Source organism: Chania multitudinisentens RB-25, from assembly GCF_000520015.2.
Classification (GTDB): domain Bacteria; phylum Pseudomonadota; class Gammaproteobacteria; order Enterobacterales; family Enterobacteriaceae; genus Chania; species Chania multitudinisentens.
Genome location: NZ_CP007044.2, coordinates 5,454,933 through 5,472,356 on the forward strand (window position 1 = coordinate 5,454,933; position 17,424 = coordinate 5,472,356).

Annotated in this window: 14 protein-coding genes and 1 tRNA gene; 10 read left to right on the forward strand and 5 right to left on the reverse strand. The window is 51.3% G+C overall.

The features are described 5' to 3' along the window. The 6 genes from Z042_RS24250 (at position 1) to Z042_RS24270 (ending at position 5,920) form a co-directional block, all read left to right on the forward strand. Complete coding sequence (locus Z042_RS24250; protein ID WP_236849205.1) at positions 1-543, forward strand: hypothetical protein; 543 nt, start codon at positions 1-3, stop codon at positions 541-543. After that, complete coding sequence (locus Z042_RS24255) at positions 540-2,009, forward strand: serine/threonine-protein kinase (RefSeq protein ID WP_024912179.1); 1,470 nt, start codon at positions 540-542, stop codon at positions 2,007-2,009. The genes Z042_RS24250 and Z042_RS24255 overlap by 4 nt, the downstream gene beginning before the upstream one ends. A 290-nt stretch (positions 2,010-2,299) precedes the next feature. Continuing rightward, positions 2,300-2,602 carry an IS66 family insertion sequence element accessory protein TnpA gene (gene tnpA / locus Z042_RS25415; protein WP_071882818.1) on the forward strand — a complete coding sequence of 101 codons (303 nt, stop codon included), beginning with the start codon at positions 2,300-2,302 and terminating at the stop codon, positions 2,600-2,602. Further along, entirely contained in the window at positions 2,596-2,931 is a 336-nt protein-coding gene (gene tnpB / locus Z042_RS24260) for an IS66 family insertion sequence element accessory protein TnpB (RefSeq protein ID WP_024914513.1), read from the forward strand. The genes tnpA and tnpB overlap by 7 nt, the downstream gene beginning before the upstream one ends. A gap of 66 nt (positions 2,932-2,997) precedes the next feature. After that, positions 2,998-4,530: an IS66 family transposase gene (gene tnpC / locus Z042_RS24265; protein WP_024914512.1), complete on the forward strand. Its 1,533-nt coding sequence runs from the start codon at positions 2,998-3,000 to the stop codon at positions 4,528-4,530. Positions 4,531-4,711: 181 nt separating this feature from the next. Next, the gene (locus Z042_RS24270; protein WP_025297198.1) at positions 4,712-5,920 is read left to right on the forward strand and encodes an IS256 family transposase; all 1,209 of its coding nucleotides are present in this window, start codon (positions 4,712-4,714) and stop codon (positions 5,918-5,920) included. A 122-nt stretch (positions 5,921-6,042) separates the two neighbouring features. Here Z042_RS24270 and Z042_RS24275 read toward each other — a convergent pair whose 3' ends face one another. The 5 genes from Z042_RS24275 to lptF form a co-directional block, all read right to left on the reverse strand. Beyond that, positions 6,043-7,083, reverse strand: coding sequence for an IS481 family transposase (locus Z042_RS24275; RefSeq protein ID WP_024914326.1), 1,041 nt, complete (start codon positions 7,081-7,083; stop codon positions 6,043-6,045). 136 nt (positions 7,084-7,219) lie between these two features. Beyond that, the gene (locus Z042_RS24280; RefSeq protein ID WP_024913739.1) at positions 7,220-8,476 is read right to left on the reverse strand and encodes a tyrosine-type recombinase/integrase; all 1,257 of its coding nucleotides are present in this window, start codon (positions 8,474-8,476) and stop codon (positions 7,220-7,222) included. 219 nt (positions 8,477-8,695) lie between these two features. Then, positions 8,696-8,780: transfer RNA gene (locus Z042_RS24285), tRNA-Leu, on the reverse strand. A gap of 306 nt (positions 8,781-9,086) precedes the next feature. Continuing rightward, entirely contained in the window at positions 9,087-10,154 is a 1,068-nt protein-coding gene (lptG, locus tag Z042_RS24290) for an LPS export ABC transporter permease LptG (protein WP_024913738.1), read from the reverse strand. Then, entirely contained in the window at positions 10,154-11,251 is a 1,098-nt protein-coding gene (gene lptF, locus Z042_RS24295; protein ID WP_024913737.1) for an LPS export ABC transporter permease LptF, read from the reverse strand. The genes lptG and lptF overlap by 1 nt, the downstream gene beginning before the upstream one ends. A 278-nt stretch (positions 11,252-11,529) precedes the next feature. Here lptF and pepA point away from each other — a divergent pair, with 278 nt between their 5' ends. From pepA to Z042_RS24315, 4 genes are all read left to right on the forward strand, one after another. Beyond that, on the forward strand, positions 11,530-13,041 hold the full coding sequence (pepA, locus tag Z042_RS24300; RefSeq protein WP_024913736.1) for a leucyl aminopeptidase: 1,512 nt from the start codon (positions 11,530-11,532) through the stop codon (positions 13,039-13,041). Positions 13,042-13,304: 263 nt separating this feature from the next. After that, positions 13,305-13,754 (forward strand): DNA polymerase III subunit chi, encoded by a 450-nt coding sequence (locus Z042_RS24305; RefSeq protein ID WP_024913735.1) that lies wholly within the window; start codon positions 13,305-13,307, stop codon positions 13,752-13,754. 13 nt (positions 13,755-13,767) lie between these two features. Next, on the forward strand, positions 13,768-16,644 hold the full coding sequence (locus Z042_RS24310) for a valine--tRNA ligase (protein WP_024913734.1): 2,877 nt from the start codon (positions 13,768-13,770) through the stop codon (positions 16,642-16,644). A gap of 171 nt (positions 16,645-16,815) precedes the next feature. Beyond that, positions 16,816-17,319, forward strand: a complete 504-nt coding sequence (locus tag Z042_RS24315; RefSeq protein ID WP_024913733.1) for a GNAT family N-acetyltransferase — start codon at positions 16,816-16,818, stop codon at positions 17,317-17,319. Positions 17,320-17,424 lie beyond the last annotated feature (105 nt).

A 17,424-nucleotide genomic window follows, 5' to 3' on the forward strand; every position in this document is an offset into this window, starting at 1 on the left:
ATGCCTGAAGTAGCTTGGGTAAATGAGACGTTTCCACTTTTAGCAAGCGGTAAGCTATTGGACCAAGATGTATTGGTCCACAGCTTAGGCTGTAGCGTTTGGAATACATTCGGGCATGAACAGTCATTTATGGCGGTAATGGAATGCCCGGCTCCAGGTACATTTGGTGCTGATATTCGCTCAGACTCGGGCTGGTTTCATAAATCTTCTGCATCGCCTATGTGTTTAATCGAATTTGAACGCTTTGATGGTTCAGCGAAGGGGCAGCAAAAGCTAGAAGAAAAATTAAAAAACTTACTGGAAGCAGCACAGCGCTGGAATCATTCCCCCAAAACCCTGGTCCTCAGTGCCTGGAGCCAAGGCTTAGTAGGTGCACCTGATACCCAAAAACTGAAAGACATTTGCCGCATGGGTTTTACTTCGTCCACTGGTACCCAAGTAAGCGCCGCTCCTAATGTTGAGGTGGTGTTTAGTCGCTTTTTATTTATCAAAAATCTGAGCATGATTGTTTTGGACAGAATTCACTATGAGGTGTTGATGTGAATATAAAATCAGCACATTTTTTGCCAGGGACGAATAAACGCCTTGGTGACAAATACCTGTTACTTGAATGCCTTGGTGATGGCAGCCATGGCTGGGTATGGCGGGCGGAGCGCCTGCAAGATGGAAAAATTGTCGCAGTAAAAATCCCTAAAGATATTACTCGGGAAGACCGCCAGCTTGCCGAAGGTAAAGAGCTTTTAGACGTCGAGCCGCACGAAAATATTGTGCAAATTTTTGATATGGGCCGTATAGATAATGAATGGTTCTATATTGAAATGGAGTATTTTCCCAGCCAAACCCTGGCGCAAAAGCTCGATGACAGACAGCGTAATTTTGGCCAGACCTATGAACGGTTGTTCAGAATATATCGTCAAGTGCTCTGTGCTGTGCATTATTTGGCCGAACTACCAGTGCCAATATCCCATGGAGATATTAAGCCACATAATATTTTGGTTGGGGAACGGGACCTGGTGAAGTTGACGGACTTTGGCAGCTCAGCTTTACCAGAAGAAATTTACGTTCGTACCCGAGAAAATGGCGGGACTGTGTTGTATTCAGCCCCAGAGTTCTCCAACGTCGATAGCCGTAGAGGTAGTCTAGAAGAGCTACTATTGGGCGACATCTATAGCTTAGGTGTTTTGCTATACCAGCTGCTGACAGGAAAGCTGCCCCATGATACGCCAGCACAAGTTCAGCGCCACGCACCTTTCAAGCTTCCGACAGAGATTAATAGCTCTATTCATACGGACTTGGAGCAAGTGGTTCTTACCTGCTTACAAAAACGAGCGGAGGATCGCTTTTCAACTATTTCCGAATTAATTCATGCATTTGATGCAGCTACCACTAAGCAACTAAAAGTTGGTGCTATTGCTCCCGTTTTTCAGACTAAACCTGATCAGGACTGGTCAAGTGCGGTACTTGAAGCAATGTCCAATCAATCTTACCAAAAGGCTGCTCAGTTAGCGTCGCAGGAGTATAGCCGCAGTAAAGATCTACAAGCTTTACATCAGCAACTTATTGCCTTGTACCGCGCCAATCGCTTATTCGACTTTGAAAAAGTTGTAGAAGATAATAAAGCGATCTTGCTTGAGGGTAAATTGACTCAACCAGCGGCTTTGTTCGAGCTGATAGTTAAGACAAACCTACAGTTGCGCAATATCAGTCAAGCAAAATCCTGGCTGTTGCAACGAAAGCAAGCTGAAGCAGAAAACGCGGCTACCATGTATTTAGAATCATCTATCTTTGGCCTTGAAGCGAAATATCCTGAAGCAAGAGCACTATTGGAGAAAGTAAACCAAATAACTCCAATGAAATTCCATGTGTTAAGCCAACTCATTTTAGTTTGCGAGCAAATGCGTGATTACTCTGGTGCTGCAGCTTATTTGAAAGCGGCATTGCGAGTAGCACCATTGGATAACAGCATGAAAGAGAAAAAAGAATTGTATGCAAAGCTTGGGGTTATTTGATTGAAAAGATGACCATTGTGCGCACAAGACATATTGGATATTTAACACTTCCGTTCACACACCGGACAAAAAATAAAGTTTTACATAACGATTTCCTTCTTGATTGAGTTAAGACAAAAGCCTCTCCCCATTAGGGCGGAGGCTTCTCAGTTATAAACATTTAATTAACAAACAGTGAATATTCAGACACTTAGTTAGTATTATCGTAAGCGTCCGGTGATCTCATATTGCTAGCAAAACTCTGTTGCCACATGCTGCCTTCATTCAAGACAACGAATCGGAGGGGAAATATGGCAAAACGGTATTCTCACAGTGAACGGCAACAACATCTCGACACCTGGCAACAGAGCGGATTGTCTAAAAAACACTATTGCCGACAGCATGACCTGAACCCAGCCACCTTTTATTACTGGCTAAAGCATCATCGTGATGACGCTACCGTGAGCGTTCCCGCTGCCTTTATTCCTGCGCACCGAGTGATGCCCGGGAATAATGATGCTGACACGGTAACGCTCAACCTCCCCAATGGCTGTTCGGTCAGGTGTCTTCCGACGCAATTGCGGGCGGTGATGCAGGCCCTGTCCCTATGTTAACACCGCACCACATCTGGCTGGCACGGGAGCCCGTCGATATGCGCCGGGGCATTGATACCCTGACGCAATACATTACCGACCACCTGCACCAACCCTGGCAAGGGGAAGCTGCTTTTGTCTTTTGCAACAAGGCACGCTCGCGCATCAAAGTCCTGCGCTGGGACAAGCACGGCGTCTGGCTGTGTCTGCGTCGTCTTCATCAAGGCCATTTTGTCTGGCCCCGACAAGGTGATGTCGCCTGGCTGCTGTCACCCGAGCAGGTCGACTGGTTGATGAAAGGCATTGACTGGCAGCGGGTGGATGGTCTGGATTTAACCGGCTGGAAATAACGAAAAATAGTGATTAATACATTGATTATCAATGACAATATGGTGCCATGTTGATAAAGTGTTCGCATGAATATCGATGCCTTGCTGACCTCAAAAGACCCCGACGAACTGCGCACTCTGGCGTTGAAATTACTCGCAGACCTTGAACAGCAGACGCAGCGAAACCAGACACAAACGTGCTATATCCAGCAACTGGAAGACGCACTGAAAAACGCCCGTCAGTGGCGCTTCGGGCGTAAAAGCGAAGCCTTCCAGGGCGAACAGCGCGGGTTGTTCGACGAAGATATCGAGGCCGATGCCGCCGATATCGAGCAGCAACTGGCGACTCTGTTACCCGAGCCGAAAACACCCAAACCGCAGGTACCCAAGCGCCAACCTCTGCCGCGTGAACTGCCCCGGGAAGAGGTTCGTCTGGCGCCGGCGTCTGATAGCTGCCCAGACTGTGGTTACCCCCTGCGCTTCATTCGTGATGAAATCAGCGAACGGCTGGAATATGTTCCGGCTCGCTTCATCGTGCATCGCCATGTCCGCCCGCAGTTCAGTTGTGCACACTGTGAAACAGTCGTCAGCGAGCCGCTACCGGCACAGCTGATTGAAAAAGGTCTGCCCGGTCCGGGTCTGCTGGCGCAGGTGGTGTGTGCCAAAAGTCTTGACCACCTGCCGCTCTACCGTCAGCAAGTGATATATCAACGTAGCGGTGTCGACCTGCCTCGCAGTACCTTGGCGGGTTGGTTCGGTGCCGTGGGTGCTGCCCTGAAACCGTTGGCCCAGGCGCTGCATCAGGACCTGTTGCAACACCCGGTCCTGCAGGCCGACGAAACCCCGCTCTCCATCCTCGACCCCGGCAAGGGCAAAACCCAACGCGGTTATCTGTGGGCTTATATCACCGCGCTGGGGGCTGACCGGTCGATAGTGCTTTATGATTGCCAGCCGGGGCGCAGTGGTCAGTATGCCCGCGATGTGCTTGAGGGTTGGCGCGGTACCCTGGTGGTGGACGGTTATGCCGGTTACCAGGCGTTGTTCGACAGCGGCCAGGCACTTGAGGCTGGATGTTGGGCGCACGCCCGGCGCAAGTTCTTCGAACTGTTTACTGCCAACAAAAGCCCGGTGGCCAAGGTTGCGCTGGATACAATCCGTGAGCTTTATAAGCTTGAGCGTAAAATCAAACCTCGGTCGGCGTATAAGAAACGCCAATGGCGACGGCGATACGCCAAACCCCGGCTGGAGACCTTCCATCAATGGCTGTTGTTGCAACAGACACACTCGGCACCCAACTCCGGGCTGCGCAAGGCGCTGGACTATACCCTGAAACGTTGGCCTGCGTTGCTGTGTTACCTGGACGATGGCCGCGTACCCATCGACAATAATCGCACTGAAAACTGCCTCCGTCCGGTGGCCATAGGCCGCAAAAACTGGCTCTTTGCCGGGTCGTTGCGTGCTGGGCAACGGATGGCGGCTATCCTGAGTCTGCTGGAAACCGCCAAACTCAACGGTCACGACCCTTACGTCTGGTTGCGCGATGTGCTGACCCGCTTGCCGACTTGGCCCAGCAATAGGCTCAGCGAGCTATTACCCTACGCCGAAAACAGCTTCAGCTAATATCCACCAGTTTATTACACTACTTTAATAACACAACGCGAGTTCGCCGGACGCTTACGTATTATCGAAAAGGACTATTAATCTTTGCATAGTCAAATGGAGTGTGGCCGGAGACTGTAATTTAAATTGTATAATTGCTTGTTTTTGATATGTTCTTCCTGACAATGGAGACAGGCAAATTATGGACGAAAAGAAACTTAAGGCACTTGCGGCCGAACTGGCTAAAGGCCTTAAAACTGAAGCTGACCTCAATGCATTTTCTCGCATGTTGACCAAGCTTACCGTCGAAACAGCGTTGAATGCTGAACTTACGGAACACCTCGGCCATGAGAAAAATGCATCCAAAGCAGGTTCGAATACCCGTAATGGTTATTCGTCTAAGACGTTGCTCACTGATGATGGTGAGGTCGAACTGAATACACCCCGCGACCGTGAAAACACCTTCGAGCCTCAGTTAATCAAGAAAAACCAGACGCGTATCACGCAGATGGACAGCCAGATTTTATCTTTGTATGCCAAAGGGATGACCACGAGAGAAATCGTTGCCACGTTCAAAGAAATGTACGATGCCGACGTGTCACCTACGCTGATATCCAAAGTCACCGATGCCGTTAAAGAGCTGGTCACTGAGTGGCAAAATCGGCCACTGGACTCACTGTATCCAATTGTTTATATCGATTTTATTGTGGTGAGGGTGCGTCAAAATGGTAGCGTCATCAACAAAGCCGTGTTCCTTGCCTTGGGCATCAACACCGAGGGGCAGAAAGAACTTCTGGGCATGTGGCTGGCAGAAAATGAAGGGGCCAAATTCTGGTTGGGCGTGTTAACTGAACTGAAAAAGCGGGGTCTTCAAGACATCCTGATTGCCTGCGTAGATGGTCTGAAAGGCTTCCCCGATGCGATAAACAACGTCTATCCGCAAACCCACATCCAGCTGTGTATTATCCACATGGTACGTAACAGCCTGAAGTACGTGTCGTGGAAAGACTACAAAGCAGTCACCGGCGGGTTGAAAACGGTGTACCAGGCCCCGACAGAGGAAGCGGCCCTGATGGCGTTGGACAAGTTCGCAGGCGTCTGGGATGAAAAATACCCGCAAATCAGCAAAGGCTGGCGTACACACTGGGAAAATCTCAACACGTTCTTTGGTTATCCAGTGGATATTCGCAAAGCCATCTACACGACCAATGCTATCGAATCACTGAACAGCGTTATCCGGCAGGCGATTAAGAAACGTAAAGTGTTCCCGACAGACGACTCGGTGAGAAAAGTGATTTATCTGGCAATCCAGGTGGCGTCAAAAAAATGGAGTATACCGATCCAGAACTGGTGGTTGGCAATGAGTCGTTTTATTATCGAGTTCGGTGACCGTCTAAACGATCACCTTTAATAGGCGGGCAGTTACACAGAATTATGAACAGGCTCGCGCCGTATAAAAATCCATTCTTATCAGCTGTATTAGCTCAGACCTGATCTGACAGTTACCGGTTATTTATACAGGTATCTGTCAGATTACATCTGGCTTAAGTTTTTCTCAGCCCAGATGCGCTTTCCATCAAGTAATGTTTCCATTGGCGTTCTGCCACAGCACATTTTCCCCTGATGAGTTCGCTCATTATTATAGTGAGCCAGCCATTCATCAAGATCCGATTGTAATGTATCGAGCTCACCATACAGCTTTTTACGGAACGTGACCTGATAAAACTCGTTCAGTATCGTTTTGTGGAACCGCTCGCAGATGCCGTTTGTCTGCGGTGACATCGCTTTGGTTTTCGTGTGGTCGATGTCATTTATCGCCAGGTAGAGCTGGTAATCATGTTGCTCCACTTTGCCACAAAACTCTGTGCCTCTGTCGGTCAGTATTCTCAGCATTGGCAGTCCATGCGACTCGTAAAAGGGGAGCACACGGTCATTCAGCAGGTCAGCCGCAGTAATCGGGGTTTTGGTGACATACAGCTTGCAGTGAGCAACCTTCGAGTATGTATCAACAAAGGTCTGCTGATAGATACGCCCGACGCCTTTCAGATTGCCGACGTAGAACGTATCCTGTGAGCCCAGATAGCCGGGATGGGCGGTTTCGATTTCACCACATACCTGGTCATCACTGGCTTTACGCTCCAGTGCCACTATCTGTGCTTCAGTCAGTTCGATACCGTCATGGGCCACTTTTTCTTCCAGTGCTTTCAGCCGCTTTTTGAAGTTCTCAAGTGAGTGACGCAGCCAGACAGAACGGACGCCGCTTCCTGAGATAAAAACGCCTTGTTTACGCAGTTCATTACTGCTCCGGTGCTGACCATGCGCAGGGAACGCGATAGCGTAATCAACAACGGCCTGCTCAGTGGCATTATCAGTACGGTTTTTGATGTTGGAAGCACGTCGACTGCGGTTAATTAGTGCATCCACGCCACCTTCATCAGCCAACTCCCGATAACGGTAAAACGTATCGCGTGAGACGCCCATGATTTTACAGGCTTTTGACACGTTGCTAAGTTCTTCGGCCAGATTGAGCAAACCTGTTTTGTGTTTGATGACAGGATTGTTAGTATGAAGCATGAGAGTTACCTCGTGTTTTGTATAAGGATTCGACACCCATATCAAAACCGGTAACTCTCAACCTTTCAAGGTCATGTGTCAGATCAAGTCGCGACTAATACAAATAAGTTCAGGTTAAAAATTAGCACATCAAAACTCATGCCCCTCTAAACTCATACGGCACCACATGCGCATTGCGGTTCGCATCCAGATAATCTGCCCACCATTGCAGCATCAACTTACGTTCTTCGATGTGTTCAGCCTTATGGATATAAGCCGCCCGCACGCTATTGCGTTCCTGATGGCTCATTTGCCGCTCTACTGCGTCTTTTGACCACTGCCCAGACTCAACCAGTGCACTACAGGCCATGGTACGGAAACCATGCCCGCACAACTCGGCTGTGGTGTTATATCCCATGACGCGCAACGCATTATTGACGGTATTTTCACTCATGGGTTTGGTAGGACGATGATCGCCAGGGAAAATAAGCTCATGGCTGCCGCTAATCGCTTTGACCTCCTCCAACAGCACCAAAGCCTGTCGGGATAAGGGCACCAAATGCTCGGTACGCATTTTTGCCCCACGTTGAGAGTGTTTTACACCCGGTATCGCTTCACGTTCAGCCGGTATGGTCCACATAGCACGTTTAAAGTCGATCTCAGTCCAGCGGGCAAAGCGTAGTTCGCTGGAGCGAATAAAGACACATAGCGTTAACTTTAAGGCTAAGGTGGTCAACGCTCGCCCTTTATAGTGCTCAATCCTTGCCAGAAAATCCGGTAACTTCTCCAGTTTCAAAGCAGGGCGATGGGTGGCCTTTGGCGAAGCTAACGCCCCAGAGAGATCTTGTGCGGGATTACGCTCTATCAGATCGTTCTGCACGGCATAGCGCATAATATCGGTCACTCGCTGGCGCAGCCGTGACGCCAAATCGAGATGGCCGTTTCGCTCCACCACTTTCAGCGGCTCAAGCAAGTCTTTGGCTTTCAGGTCAGCAATGTGGCGCTGCCCTATCGCTGGCAGAATATTGCGTTCCATATCACGCCATACCCTTTCAGCATGCGTTTTTGACCAGCGATTCTGACTAATTTGCTGGAACCAGTCATACGCCACTTTTTCGAAGGTATTCAGCGCAACCTGCGCTTCTTCTTTTTCTTCTTCCCGTTTTTCTGCCGGGTTGATGCCATCGGCTAACAACAGCCGTACCTCATCACGCTTCTCTCTGGCCTTCGCCAACGAGATCAGCGGATAAGCACCAAAAGCAATCCGGCTCTCCTTCCCTGCAAAACGGTACTTGAGATACCAGCGCTTAGAGCCATTAGGATTTACCAAAAGATACAGGCCATGCGCATCCGCGAGTTTGTAAGCTTTTTCGCGAGGCTTGGCGGTTCTAGCTACAACGTCTGTCAGGGCCATAATTGGGGGTCAGCTCATTATCGAAGTGGATTGACCCTCATCTTGACCCCCAAATCATCTGGATGTCAATGGACGAAAAAAGACCACTGTGGATAAAACAGACAATTCAAGAAGGTGCAATGAAATGTTAAATGCATTACTTAACAATAAGATATGAACGTTTATGGAAGATACTGGACATAAAAAAAAGCCACCCTAAGGTGACTTAATTTCATACTATGGTGCCGAAGGCCGGACTCGAACCGGCACGTATTTCTACGGTTGATTTTGAATCAACTGCGTCTACCGATTTCGCCACTTCGGCACTGAAGTAGTATGCGGAAAACGTGGGCATTATACATTCCTGCTTACCTCACGCAACACTTATCAAGCATTCAATGAGTTGAGTGTTGAAAAAAACGTCATCCAGACATTTTCTTTGCTTCTAACCCCCTTGTCTGGCCTGAATCTGGTCAAAAACTAAAGCACCACTGTGGTTCCACAACCCAATCGAACGGGTCGGGGAATCACCAACGGATCGTCCACACAGCCGAGTAAATACAGAAAAAATGCCACCCCGTGGTTTCACGGGGTGGCATTATTACGAATTGAGTTGAATGGCTGAACGGTACTATCTGCGTTTCAACAACATATACACGCTAATGAATAGGAACAGCATACTCGGCAGTAACGCCCCCAGAATGGGTGGCATGTTGTAGACCAGACTCAAACCAAAAACCCGATCCAGCACATAAAACAGGAAACCAAAGCTGATACCGATCACAACACGGATACCCATAGGCACACTGCGCAACGGGCCGAAGATAAACGACAGCGCCATCAGCATCATCACCGCAACAGAAAGTGGCGAAAAGATTTTTTTCCACATGTTTAACTGATAACGGCTGGCCTCTTGCCCACTTTGTTTCAGGTACTTCACATAGCTGTGTAACCCGCTGATGGAGAGTGAATCAGGGTCCAGCGCCACCACACCCAGCTTGTCCGGCGTCAGGGTAGTTTCCCAAACGTCAGTCAGGGTCTGAGTTCCTGTCACCTGTTGTTCGTTAGTCAGGTCAGACGTATCCACCTGTGAAAGCTGCCAGACGCCATTTTCAAAGCTGGCTCCGGCGGCATAACGCACGCTCTCCAAGCGATGCTGATTGTTGAAATGGTAGATGTTCACACCGGAAAGCTCGGCTTTACCAGAGACACGTTCAATATAAATAAAATCGTTGCCGTCTTTCGCCCACAAACCACTTTTGGTGGAAAGCAGTGAACCACCATACATCTGCTGAGCACGGTAGTTACGTGCCATCTGTTCACCGGGAGGTGCAACCCATTCACCAATCGCCATCGTCAGCAAAACCAGCGGGATCGCCGTTTTCATTACCGAACCGGCAATCTGCAAGCGGGTAAAGCCCGCTGCCTGCATAACCACCAATTCACTGCGCGTAGCTAACGTTCCCAGACCCAGCAGTGCTCCCAGCAGTGCCGCCATCGGGAAAAAAATCTCAATATCTTTCGGCACGGTAAGCAGGGTAAACATCCCCGCGCCCAGCACCGTGTAGTCGCCCTGGCCCACTTTACGCAGTTGCTCAACAAATTTGATGATGCCGGAAAGCGATACCAACATGAACAACGTCATCATGATGGTGTTAAAAATTGTCTTACCGATATAACGGTCTAATACACCAAACATCAGGCCGCTCCTCTCAGCCGCGCACGAAGTCTGCGCATCGGGACGGTATCCCACAGGTTAAGCCCCAACGCGATTGCGAAATAAGCGGCATTTACCAACCAAATCCACAGCATCGGATCCAATTTGCCTTTGCCGCCGTTGGAACGCAGTGACGTCTGCACCAGGAAGAAAATCAGATACAACAGGAGCGCTGGCAACATACTCAACACGCGGCCCTGGCGTGGGTTCACCACGCTGAGTGGTACCACCAGCAGCGCCATCAAGACGACAGAAAACACTAACGTCAGGCGCCAGTGAAACTCAGCGCTGGCTTCAGGGTTATCGGATGCCCACAGCATACGCATCGACATTTGCTCTGTCTGGGTACGGTTATCCAGCACCACCGGGCGGTAGCCGATCACTGCTTTGTAATCGTTGAAATCAGTAATACGGAAATCGCGCAGCAACGCGGTGCCCTCAAAACGGGTGCCTTTATCCAGCGTCACCACTTGTGAACCGTCCTGGTTCTGGCTGATCACACCCCGTTCCGCCACCACCACCGAAGGGCGCTGGTTACCGCTTGGCCGCAACTGCGCCAAAAATACGTTATTAAAGGTGTTGCCCTTCACATTGCCCACGAATAACACCGCATTGCCATCTTGCGAAGGCTGGAACTGCCCTTCGGCCAGCCCGGCAATGCTGGGGTTGGCTTTGGCTTCGGCGATCACGCCATCCTGATAGCTGGAAGCCCACGGCCCCAGCCAGAATACGTTTATTGCTGCAACAGAAGAAGTCAAGGCCGCTAATACCAGAGCGGCAATAATCAGGGTTCGTTTCCCCAGTCCGCAGGCATGCATCACCGTGATTTCACTTTCGGTATACAACCGCCCAAGCGTCATCAAAATGCCAAGAAACAGGCTTAAAGGCAGGATCAGTTGCGCCATCTTCGGCACGCCTAATGCAAGCAGGGAGAAAACTAAATTTGTTGGGATATTACCGTCAACCGTATCACCTAACACCCTGATCAGGTTCTGACAAAAAAAGATCAGGAGCAGGATGAACAGGATAGCAATTTGGCTTTTCAGCGTTTCCCGTACCAGATATCTAATGATGATCACGCTTATTACGCCTGTGAAAACTTGTCTTTTTGCAGGAAAATCGCTAGTTTCATCGCTAATCCACCATTTTTATCATCATGTGGCAACCTTTACAGCTAAAATAGTATTAAAACATCAAGCCGTTTAGGTACCCTATAGGAACAACCCTATAGCCGCCAAAACAGAACAATTACGCAGTTCAGGTTAGCATATCAGTTAACCCACTGACGGAAGCACGTGACGAAGTGAGTTATTCTAGCCGTAGCTTCTGCCGTTGTCTTTAAGATTCAGGAGAGTGCATGGAGTTCAGTGTAAAAAGCGGTAGCCCGGAAAAACAGCGCAGCGCCTGTATTGTCGTCGGTGTTTTTGAGCCGCGCCGCCTGTCACCTATCGCAGAACAACTCGACAAAATCAGTGATGGTTATATCAGCGCATTGCTGCGCCGTGGCGAATTGGAAGGCAAAGTCGGGCAGACATTACTGCTGCACCATGTGCCGAACATTCTCTCCGAACGCATCCTGTTAATTGGCTGTGGCAAAGAGCGCGAGCTTGATGAACGCCAATATAAACAGGTGATTCAGAAAACCATCAATACCCTTAACGATACCGGTTCAATGGAAGCCGTCTGCTTCCTGACCGAACTGCACGTGAAAGGCCGTAACACTTATTGGAAGGTGCGCCAGGCAATCGAAACCGCCAAAGAAACGCTCTACACCTTCGATCAACTGAAAAGCAACAAAATAGAACCCCGCCGCCCGCTGCGTAAAATGGTGTTCAATGTGCCAACGCGCCGTGAGCTCACCAGTGGCGAACGTGCCATTCAGCACGGCCTGGCTATCGCTTCCGGTATCAAAGCCGCCAAAGACCTGGGCAACATGCCGCCAAACATCTGCAATGCCGGTTATCTGGCATCTCAGGCGCGCCAGTTGGCAGATGCCTTCAGTAGCAACATCACCACCCGCGTCATCGGCGAACAGCAGATGAAAGAGCTGGGAATGAATGCTTATCTGGCCGTCGGCGCGGGTTCACAAAACGAATCACTGATGTCCGTGGTGGAATATAAAGGCAATCCGAACCCGGATGCTAAGCCGATCGTGCTAGTGGGCAAAGGGTTGACCTTTGATTCCGGTGGTATCTCGATCAAACCCGCCGACGCCATGGACGAAATGAAATACGACATGTGCGGTGCAGCCACGGTATACGGAGTGATGCGCGTGGTGGCGGAACTGAACCTGCCGCTGAACGTGATTGGCGTGCTGGCGGGTTGCGAAAATATGCCGGGCGGGCGTGCTTATCGCCCTGGTGATGTGCTGACCACCATGTCCGGCCAAACGGTGGAAGTGCTGAATACCGACGCCGAAGGCCGCCTGGTGCTGTGCGACGCCCTTACCTACGTGGAGCGTTTCGAACCAGAGCTGGTCATTGATATCGCCACCCTGACCGGTGCCTGCGTGATCGCGCTGGGCCACCACCTCACTGGCTTGATGTCGAACCACAATCCATTAGCGCATGAACTGCTCGGTGCTTCCGAACAGGCCGGAGATCGCGCGTGGCGCCTGCCGCTGGCAGACGAGTACTACGAGCAACTGGATTCCAACTTTGCGGATATGGCCAATATTGGTGGCCGCCCAGGAGGAGCCATCACCGCCGGTTGCTTCCTGTCGCGCTTTACCCGCAAATACAGTTGGGCACACCTGGATATTGCCGGCACCGCCTGGCGCTCCGGCAAAACCAAGGGAGCGACTGGTCGCCCGGTCGCGCTGTTGTCACAGTTTTTGCTCAATCGTGCAGGTCTGAACGGCGACGATTAATATACCCGTCATAATTCAGGTATAATCATCAAGGGCACAGCAGGCTGTGCCCTTGTATTTTTTACAGGCACCCGACTTATACCCAATAGCTTTCAAGTTGCAGCAAGGCAGCAACTGAGAGACAAATCGGTCACGGCCGATTTGAACAGCGCTTGCGCTGGCCCGTAGGGTGAGACTCATAATCCCCAGTAGCTTAGATTAGTCAGTGACTGGGGGAAGGAGGGCAGCCAACACCGCTGCGGCTTGCAAGATGAAGGGTATCAATGAAACAGGCAACATTCTATCTTCTTGAACACGCAACCCCCGTTGGCGCACTCAGCGCACACGAGGCGGTGGCCTGCGCCGTTGCCGCCGAGCGTTGGCGCGCAGGCAAGCGGGTATTGATCGCCTGTGAAAGCCAGGAACAGGCCCAACGGCTGGATGAAGCACTCTGGCAGCGCGAGCCACACCAATTTGTGCCGCACAACCTCGCCGGTGAAGGGCCGCACTACGGCGCACCGGTTGAGCTGTGCTGGCCCGGCAAACGCGGCAATGCACCACGCGAGCTGCTGATCGCCCTGCTGCCGCAGTTCGCAGATTTTGCTACTGCTTTCCATGAAGTGGTAGACTTCGTTCCTTACGAAGACACCTTGAAACAGTTGGCGCGCGAACGTTACAAAGCCTATCGCAGCGTCGGCTTCCATTTGACCACGGCCACGCCGCCAACTCACTGAACAACGAAGCATAATGGAAAAGACAAACAGTCATCTCGATACCGCCTATAACCCAGCACAGATCGAACAGCAGTTGTACGATCACTGGGAAAACCAGGGTTACTTCAAACCGAATGGCGACACCAGCCAGGAAAGTTTCTGCATTATGATCCCGCCGCCGAACGTCACCGGCAGCCTGCACATGGGCCACGCGTTCCAGCAGACCATTATGGATACCATGACCCGCTATCAGCGCATGCTGGGTAAAAACACCCTGTGGCAGGCCGGTACTGACCATGCCGGGATCGCCACCCAGATGGTGGTTGAGCGCAAGATTGCCGCAGAAGAAAACAAAACCCGCCATGACTATGGCCGTGATGCTTTCATCGAGAAAATCTGGCAGTGGAAGGCAGAATCCGGCGGCACCATTACCCGCCAGATGCGCCGCCTCGGTAACTCTGTGGACTGGGAGCGTGAGCGCTTCACCATGGATGAAGGCCTGTCCAACGCGGTAAAAGAAGTGTTTGTCCGCCTGTATCAAGAAGATCTGATCTACCGTGGCAAACGTTTGGTGAATTGGGATCCGAAACTGCGCACCGCCATCTCCGATCTGGAAGTGGAGAACCGCGAGTCCAAAGGTTCCATGTGGCACCTGCGTTACCCGCTGGCCGATGGTGCAAAAACCGCCGAAGGCAAAGATTATCTGGTGGTAGCGACCACCCGCCCGGAAACCGTCTTGGGTGATACCGGCGTAGCAGTCAACCCGGAAGATCCTCGCTACAAAGATCTGATCGGCAAAGAGCTGATTCTGCCATTGGTTAACCGCCGCATCCCTATTCTGGGTGACGAACACGCCGATATGGAAAAAGGCACCGGCTGCGTGAAGATCACCCCGGCGCACGATTTTAACGACTACGAAGTTGGCAAACGCCACGGCCTGCCGATGATCAACATTCTGACTTTCGACGGCGATATCCGCCAGGAAGCCGAGGTGTTCGATACGCTGGGTGAAGCCAGCACGGCTTACAGCAGTGAATTGCCAACCCAGTTCCGTGGCCTGGAGCGTTTTGCAGCCCGTAAAGCCGTGGTGGCGGCTTTTGACGAGCTCGGCCTGCTGGACGAAATCAAACCACACGATCTGACCGTGCCTTACGGCGACCGCGGCGGCGTAGTGATCGAGCCGATGCTGACCGACCAATGGTACGTGCGCACCGCGCCACTGGCAAAAGTGGCGGTAGAAGCGGTTGAACAGGGTGAAATCCAGTTCGTACCGAAACAGTACGAAAACATGTATTTCAGCTGGATGCGTGATATTCAGGACTGGTGTATCTCGCGCCAACTGTGGTGGGGCCACCGTATTCCAGCCTGGTACGATGCTAACGGCAAAGTATACGTCGGCCGCAACGAAGAAGAAGTACGCCGCGAAAATAACCTGGCTGCCGATGTTCAGCTTAACCAGGATGAAGATGTACTGGATACCTGGTTCTCCTCCGGTCTGTGGACTTTCTCCACGCTGGGCTGGCCAGAGCAAACCGCCGCGCTGAAAACTTTCCACCCGACCAGCGTGCTGGTTAGCGGCTTCGACATCATCTTCTTCTGGATTGCCCGCATGATCATGTTGACCATGCATTTCATCAAAGATGAAAACGGCAAGCCACAGGTGCCATTCAAGACCGTGTACATGACCGGGCTGATCCGCGACGACGAAGGGCAGAAGATGTCCAAGTCGAAAGGCAACGTGATCGATCCGCTGGATATGGTAGACGGCATCTCGCTGGAAGATCTGCTGGAAAAACGCACCGGCAACATGATGCAGCCGCAGTTGGCGGAGAAGATCCGCAAGCGCACCGAAAAGCAGTTCCCCAACGGCATTGAGCCGCACGGCACCGATGCCCTGCGCTTTACCCTGGCGGCGCTGGCCTCAACGGGCCGTGATATCAACTGGGACATGAAGCGCCTGGAAGGCTACCGCAACTTCTGTAACAAGCTGTGGAACGCCAGCCGCTTTGTGCTGATGAACACCGAAGAACATGATTGCGGCTTTAACGGCGGTGAGATGCAGCTTTCGCTGGCTGACCGCTGGATCCTGGCCGAATTCAACCGCACGGTGAAAGCCTACCGCGAAGCGCTGGATACCTATCGCTTCGATATCGCCGCAGGCATCCTGTATGAATTCACCTGGAACCAGTTCTGCGACTGGTATCTGGAGCTGACCAAGCCGGTTATCAGCAACGGCAGCGTAGCGGAACAGCGCGGCACGCGCAATACGCTGATCGTAGTGCTGGAAGCCTTGCTGCGCCTGGCGCACCCGATCATTCCGTTTATCACCGAAACCATCTGGCAACGCGTTAAGCAGATCAAAGGCATTACTGCCGATACCATCATGCTGCAACCGTTCCCGGCGTTTGAAACCGCGTTGGAAGATCAGCAGGCGCTGGACGATCTGGAATGGATCAAACAGGCAATCACCGCAGTGCGTAACATCCGTGCCGAAATGAACATCGCGCCAAGCAAAATGCTGGAGGTGCTGCTGCGTAACGCCAATGGCGAAGCTGCCCGCCGCGTGCAGGAAAACCAGAGCTTTATCGAAAAGCTGGCGCGTTTGACCTCCATCACCCTGCTGCCCGCTGGCGAGAAAGGCCCGGTATCGGTCACCAAACTGGTAGAAGGCGCTGAACTGCTGATCCCAATGGCTGGCTTTATTGATAAGGATGCGGAAATTGCGCGCCTGACCAAAGAGATGAGCAAGCTGGAGGCGGAAATCACGGCCATCGAAGGCAAGCTGTCCAACGAAGGCTTTGTCGCGCGCGCGCCGGAAGCGGTAGTGGCTAAAGAGCGTGAACGCCTGGCCGCTTGCAAAGAAGGCAAAGTGAAGCTGCAAGAACAGCAGGCAACCATCGCCGCGCTGTAATAGCAGCGAACATGCAGAGCAAACACAGCGGGTAATTTCCCGCTGTTTTTTTTATCAGCATTGCCAACAGCTAACCTTCGGTGTTATTACAAAATATGCTGACTATGCTGCATTTTGTAATAACAATGAAATTCCGTCATTTTCCTGGTTTATTTGATAGCGAATATACACATGACAACAGCAACCCCTGTGCGCCTTCTGGTGCGCCTAATAACAGCTGAAGACAATGCCGCTATTGCTCACGTCATTCGTGAAGTCTCCGCAGAGCATGGTCTAACGGCGGATAAAGGCTATACCGTTTCCGACCCTAATCTGGACGCTTTATATCAGCTCTACAGCCAACCACACAGTGCGTATTGGGTGGTGGAGGCCGATGGTCAGATTGCCGGTGGTGGCGGTATTGCACCGTTGCAAGGCGGTGAAAGCGATGTCTGCGAATTGCAGAAAATGTATTTCCTGCCAATATTACGCGGCAGAGGCCTGGCAAAACATTTGGCGCTACAGGCCCTGGAGTTTGCACGCCAGCAAGGATTCCGCCGCTGTTATTTAGAAACCACTGCGACTCTGCAACAGGCGATCGGCCTGTATCGGCACCTGGGTTTCGAACATATTGAGCATGCCATGGGGTGCACCGGCCATGGCGACTGCGAAGTGACCATGTTAAAAACGCTTTAATCCCCCCGGGGTTCTGTGCAGGCAGAGCCCATCACATCTATTATTAACATCGACATTATTCAATTAATTACACAAACCGTTTGTATTTCAAATAGATAAATAAAA

Bases quoted from the DNA above. Each gene is read 5' to 3' on its own strand.
- tnpA (WP_071882818.1), top strand. From the start codon at position 2,300: ATGGCAAAACGGTATTCTCACAGTGAACGGCAACAACATCTCGACACC.
- pepA (WP_024913736.1), top strand. From the start codon at position 11,530: ATGGAGTTCAGTGTAAAAAGCGGTAGCCCGGAAAAACAGCGCAGCGCC.
- Z042_RS24305 (WP_024913735.1), top strand. From the start codon at position 13,305: ATGAAACAGGCAACATTCTATCTTCTTGAACACGCAACCCCCGTTGGC.
- Z042_RS24315 (WP_024913733.1), top strand. From the start codon at position 16,816: ATGACAACAGCAACCCCTGTGCGCCTTCTGGTGCGCCTAATAACAGCT.
- lptG (WP_024913738.1), bottom strand. From the start codon at position 10,154: ATGTTTGGTGTATTAGACCGTTATATCGGTAAGACAATTTTTAACACC.
- tnpC (WP_024914512.1), top strand. From the start codon at position 2,998: ATGAATATCGATGCCTTGCTGACCTCAAAAGACCCCGACGAACTGCGC.
- Z042_RS24280 (WP_024913739.1), bottom strand. From the start codon at position 8,476: ATGGCCCTGACAGACGTTGTAGCTAGAACCGCCAAGCCTCGCGAAAAA.
- Z042_RS24275 (WP_024914326.1), bottom strand. From the start codon at position 7,083: ATGCTTCATACTAACAATCCTGTCATCAAACACAAAACAGGTTTGCTC.
- tnpB (WP_024914513.1), top strand. From the start codon at position 2,596: ATGTTAACACCGCACCACATCTGGCTGGCACGGGAGCCCGTCGATATG.
- Z042_RS24250 (WP_236849205.1), top strand. From the start codon at position 1: ATGCCTGAAGTAGCTTGGGTAAATGAGACGTTTCCACTTTTAGCAAGC.
- Z042_RS24310 (WP_024913734.1), top strand. From the start codon at position 13,768: ATGGAAAAGACAAACAGTCATCTCGATACCGCCTATAACCCAGCACAG.
- Z042_RS24270 (WP_025297198.1), top strand. From the start codon at position 4,712: ATGGACGAAAAGAAACTTAAGGCACTTGCGGCCGAACTGGCTAAAGGC.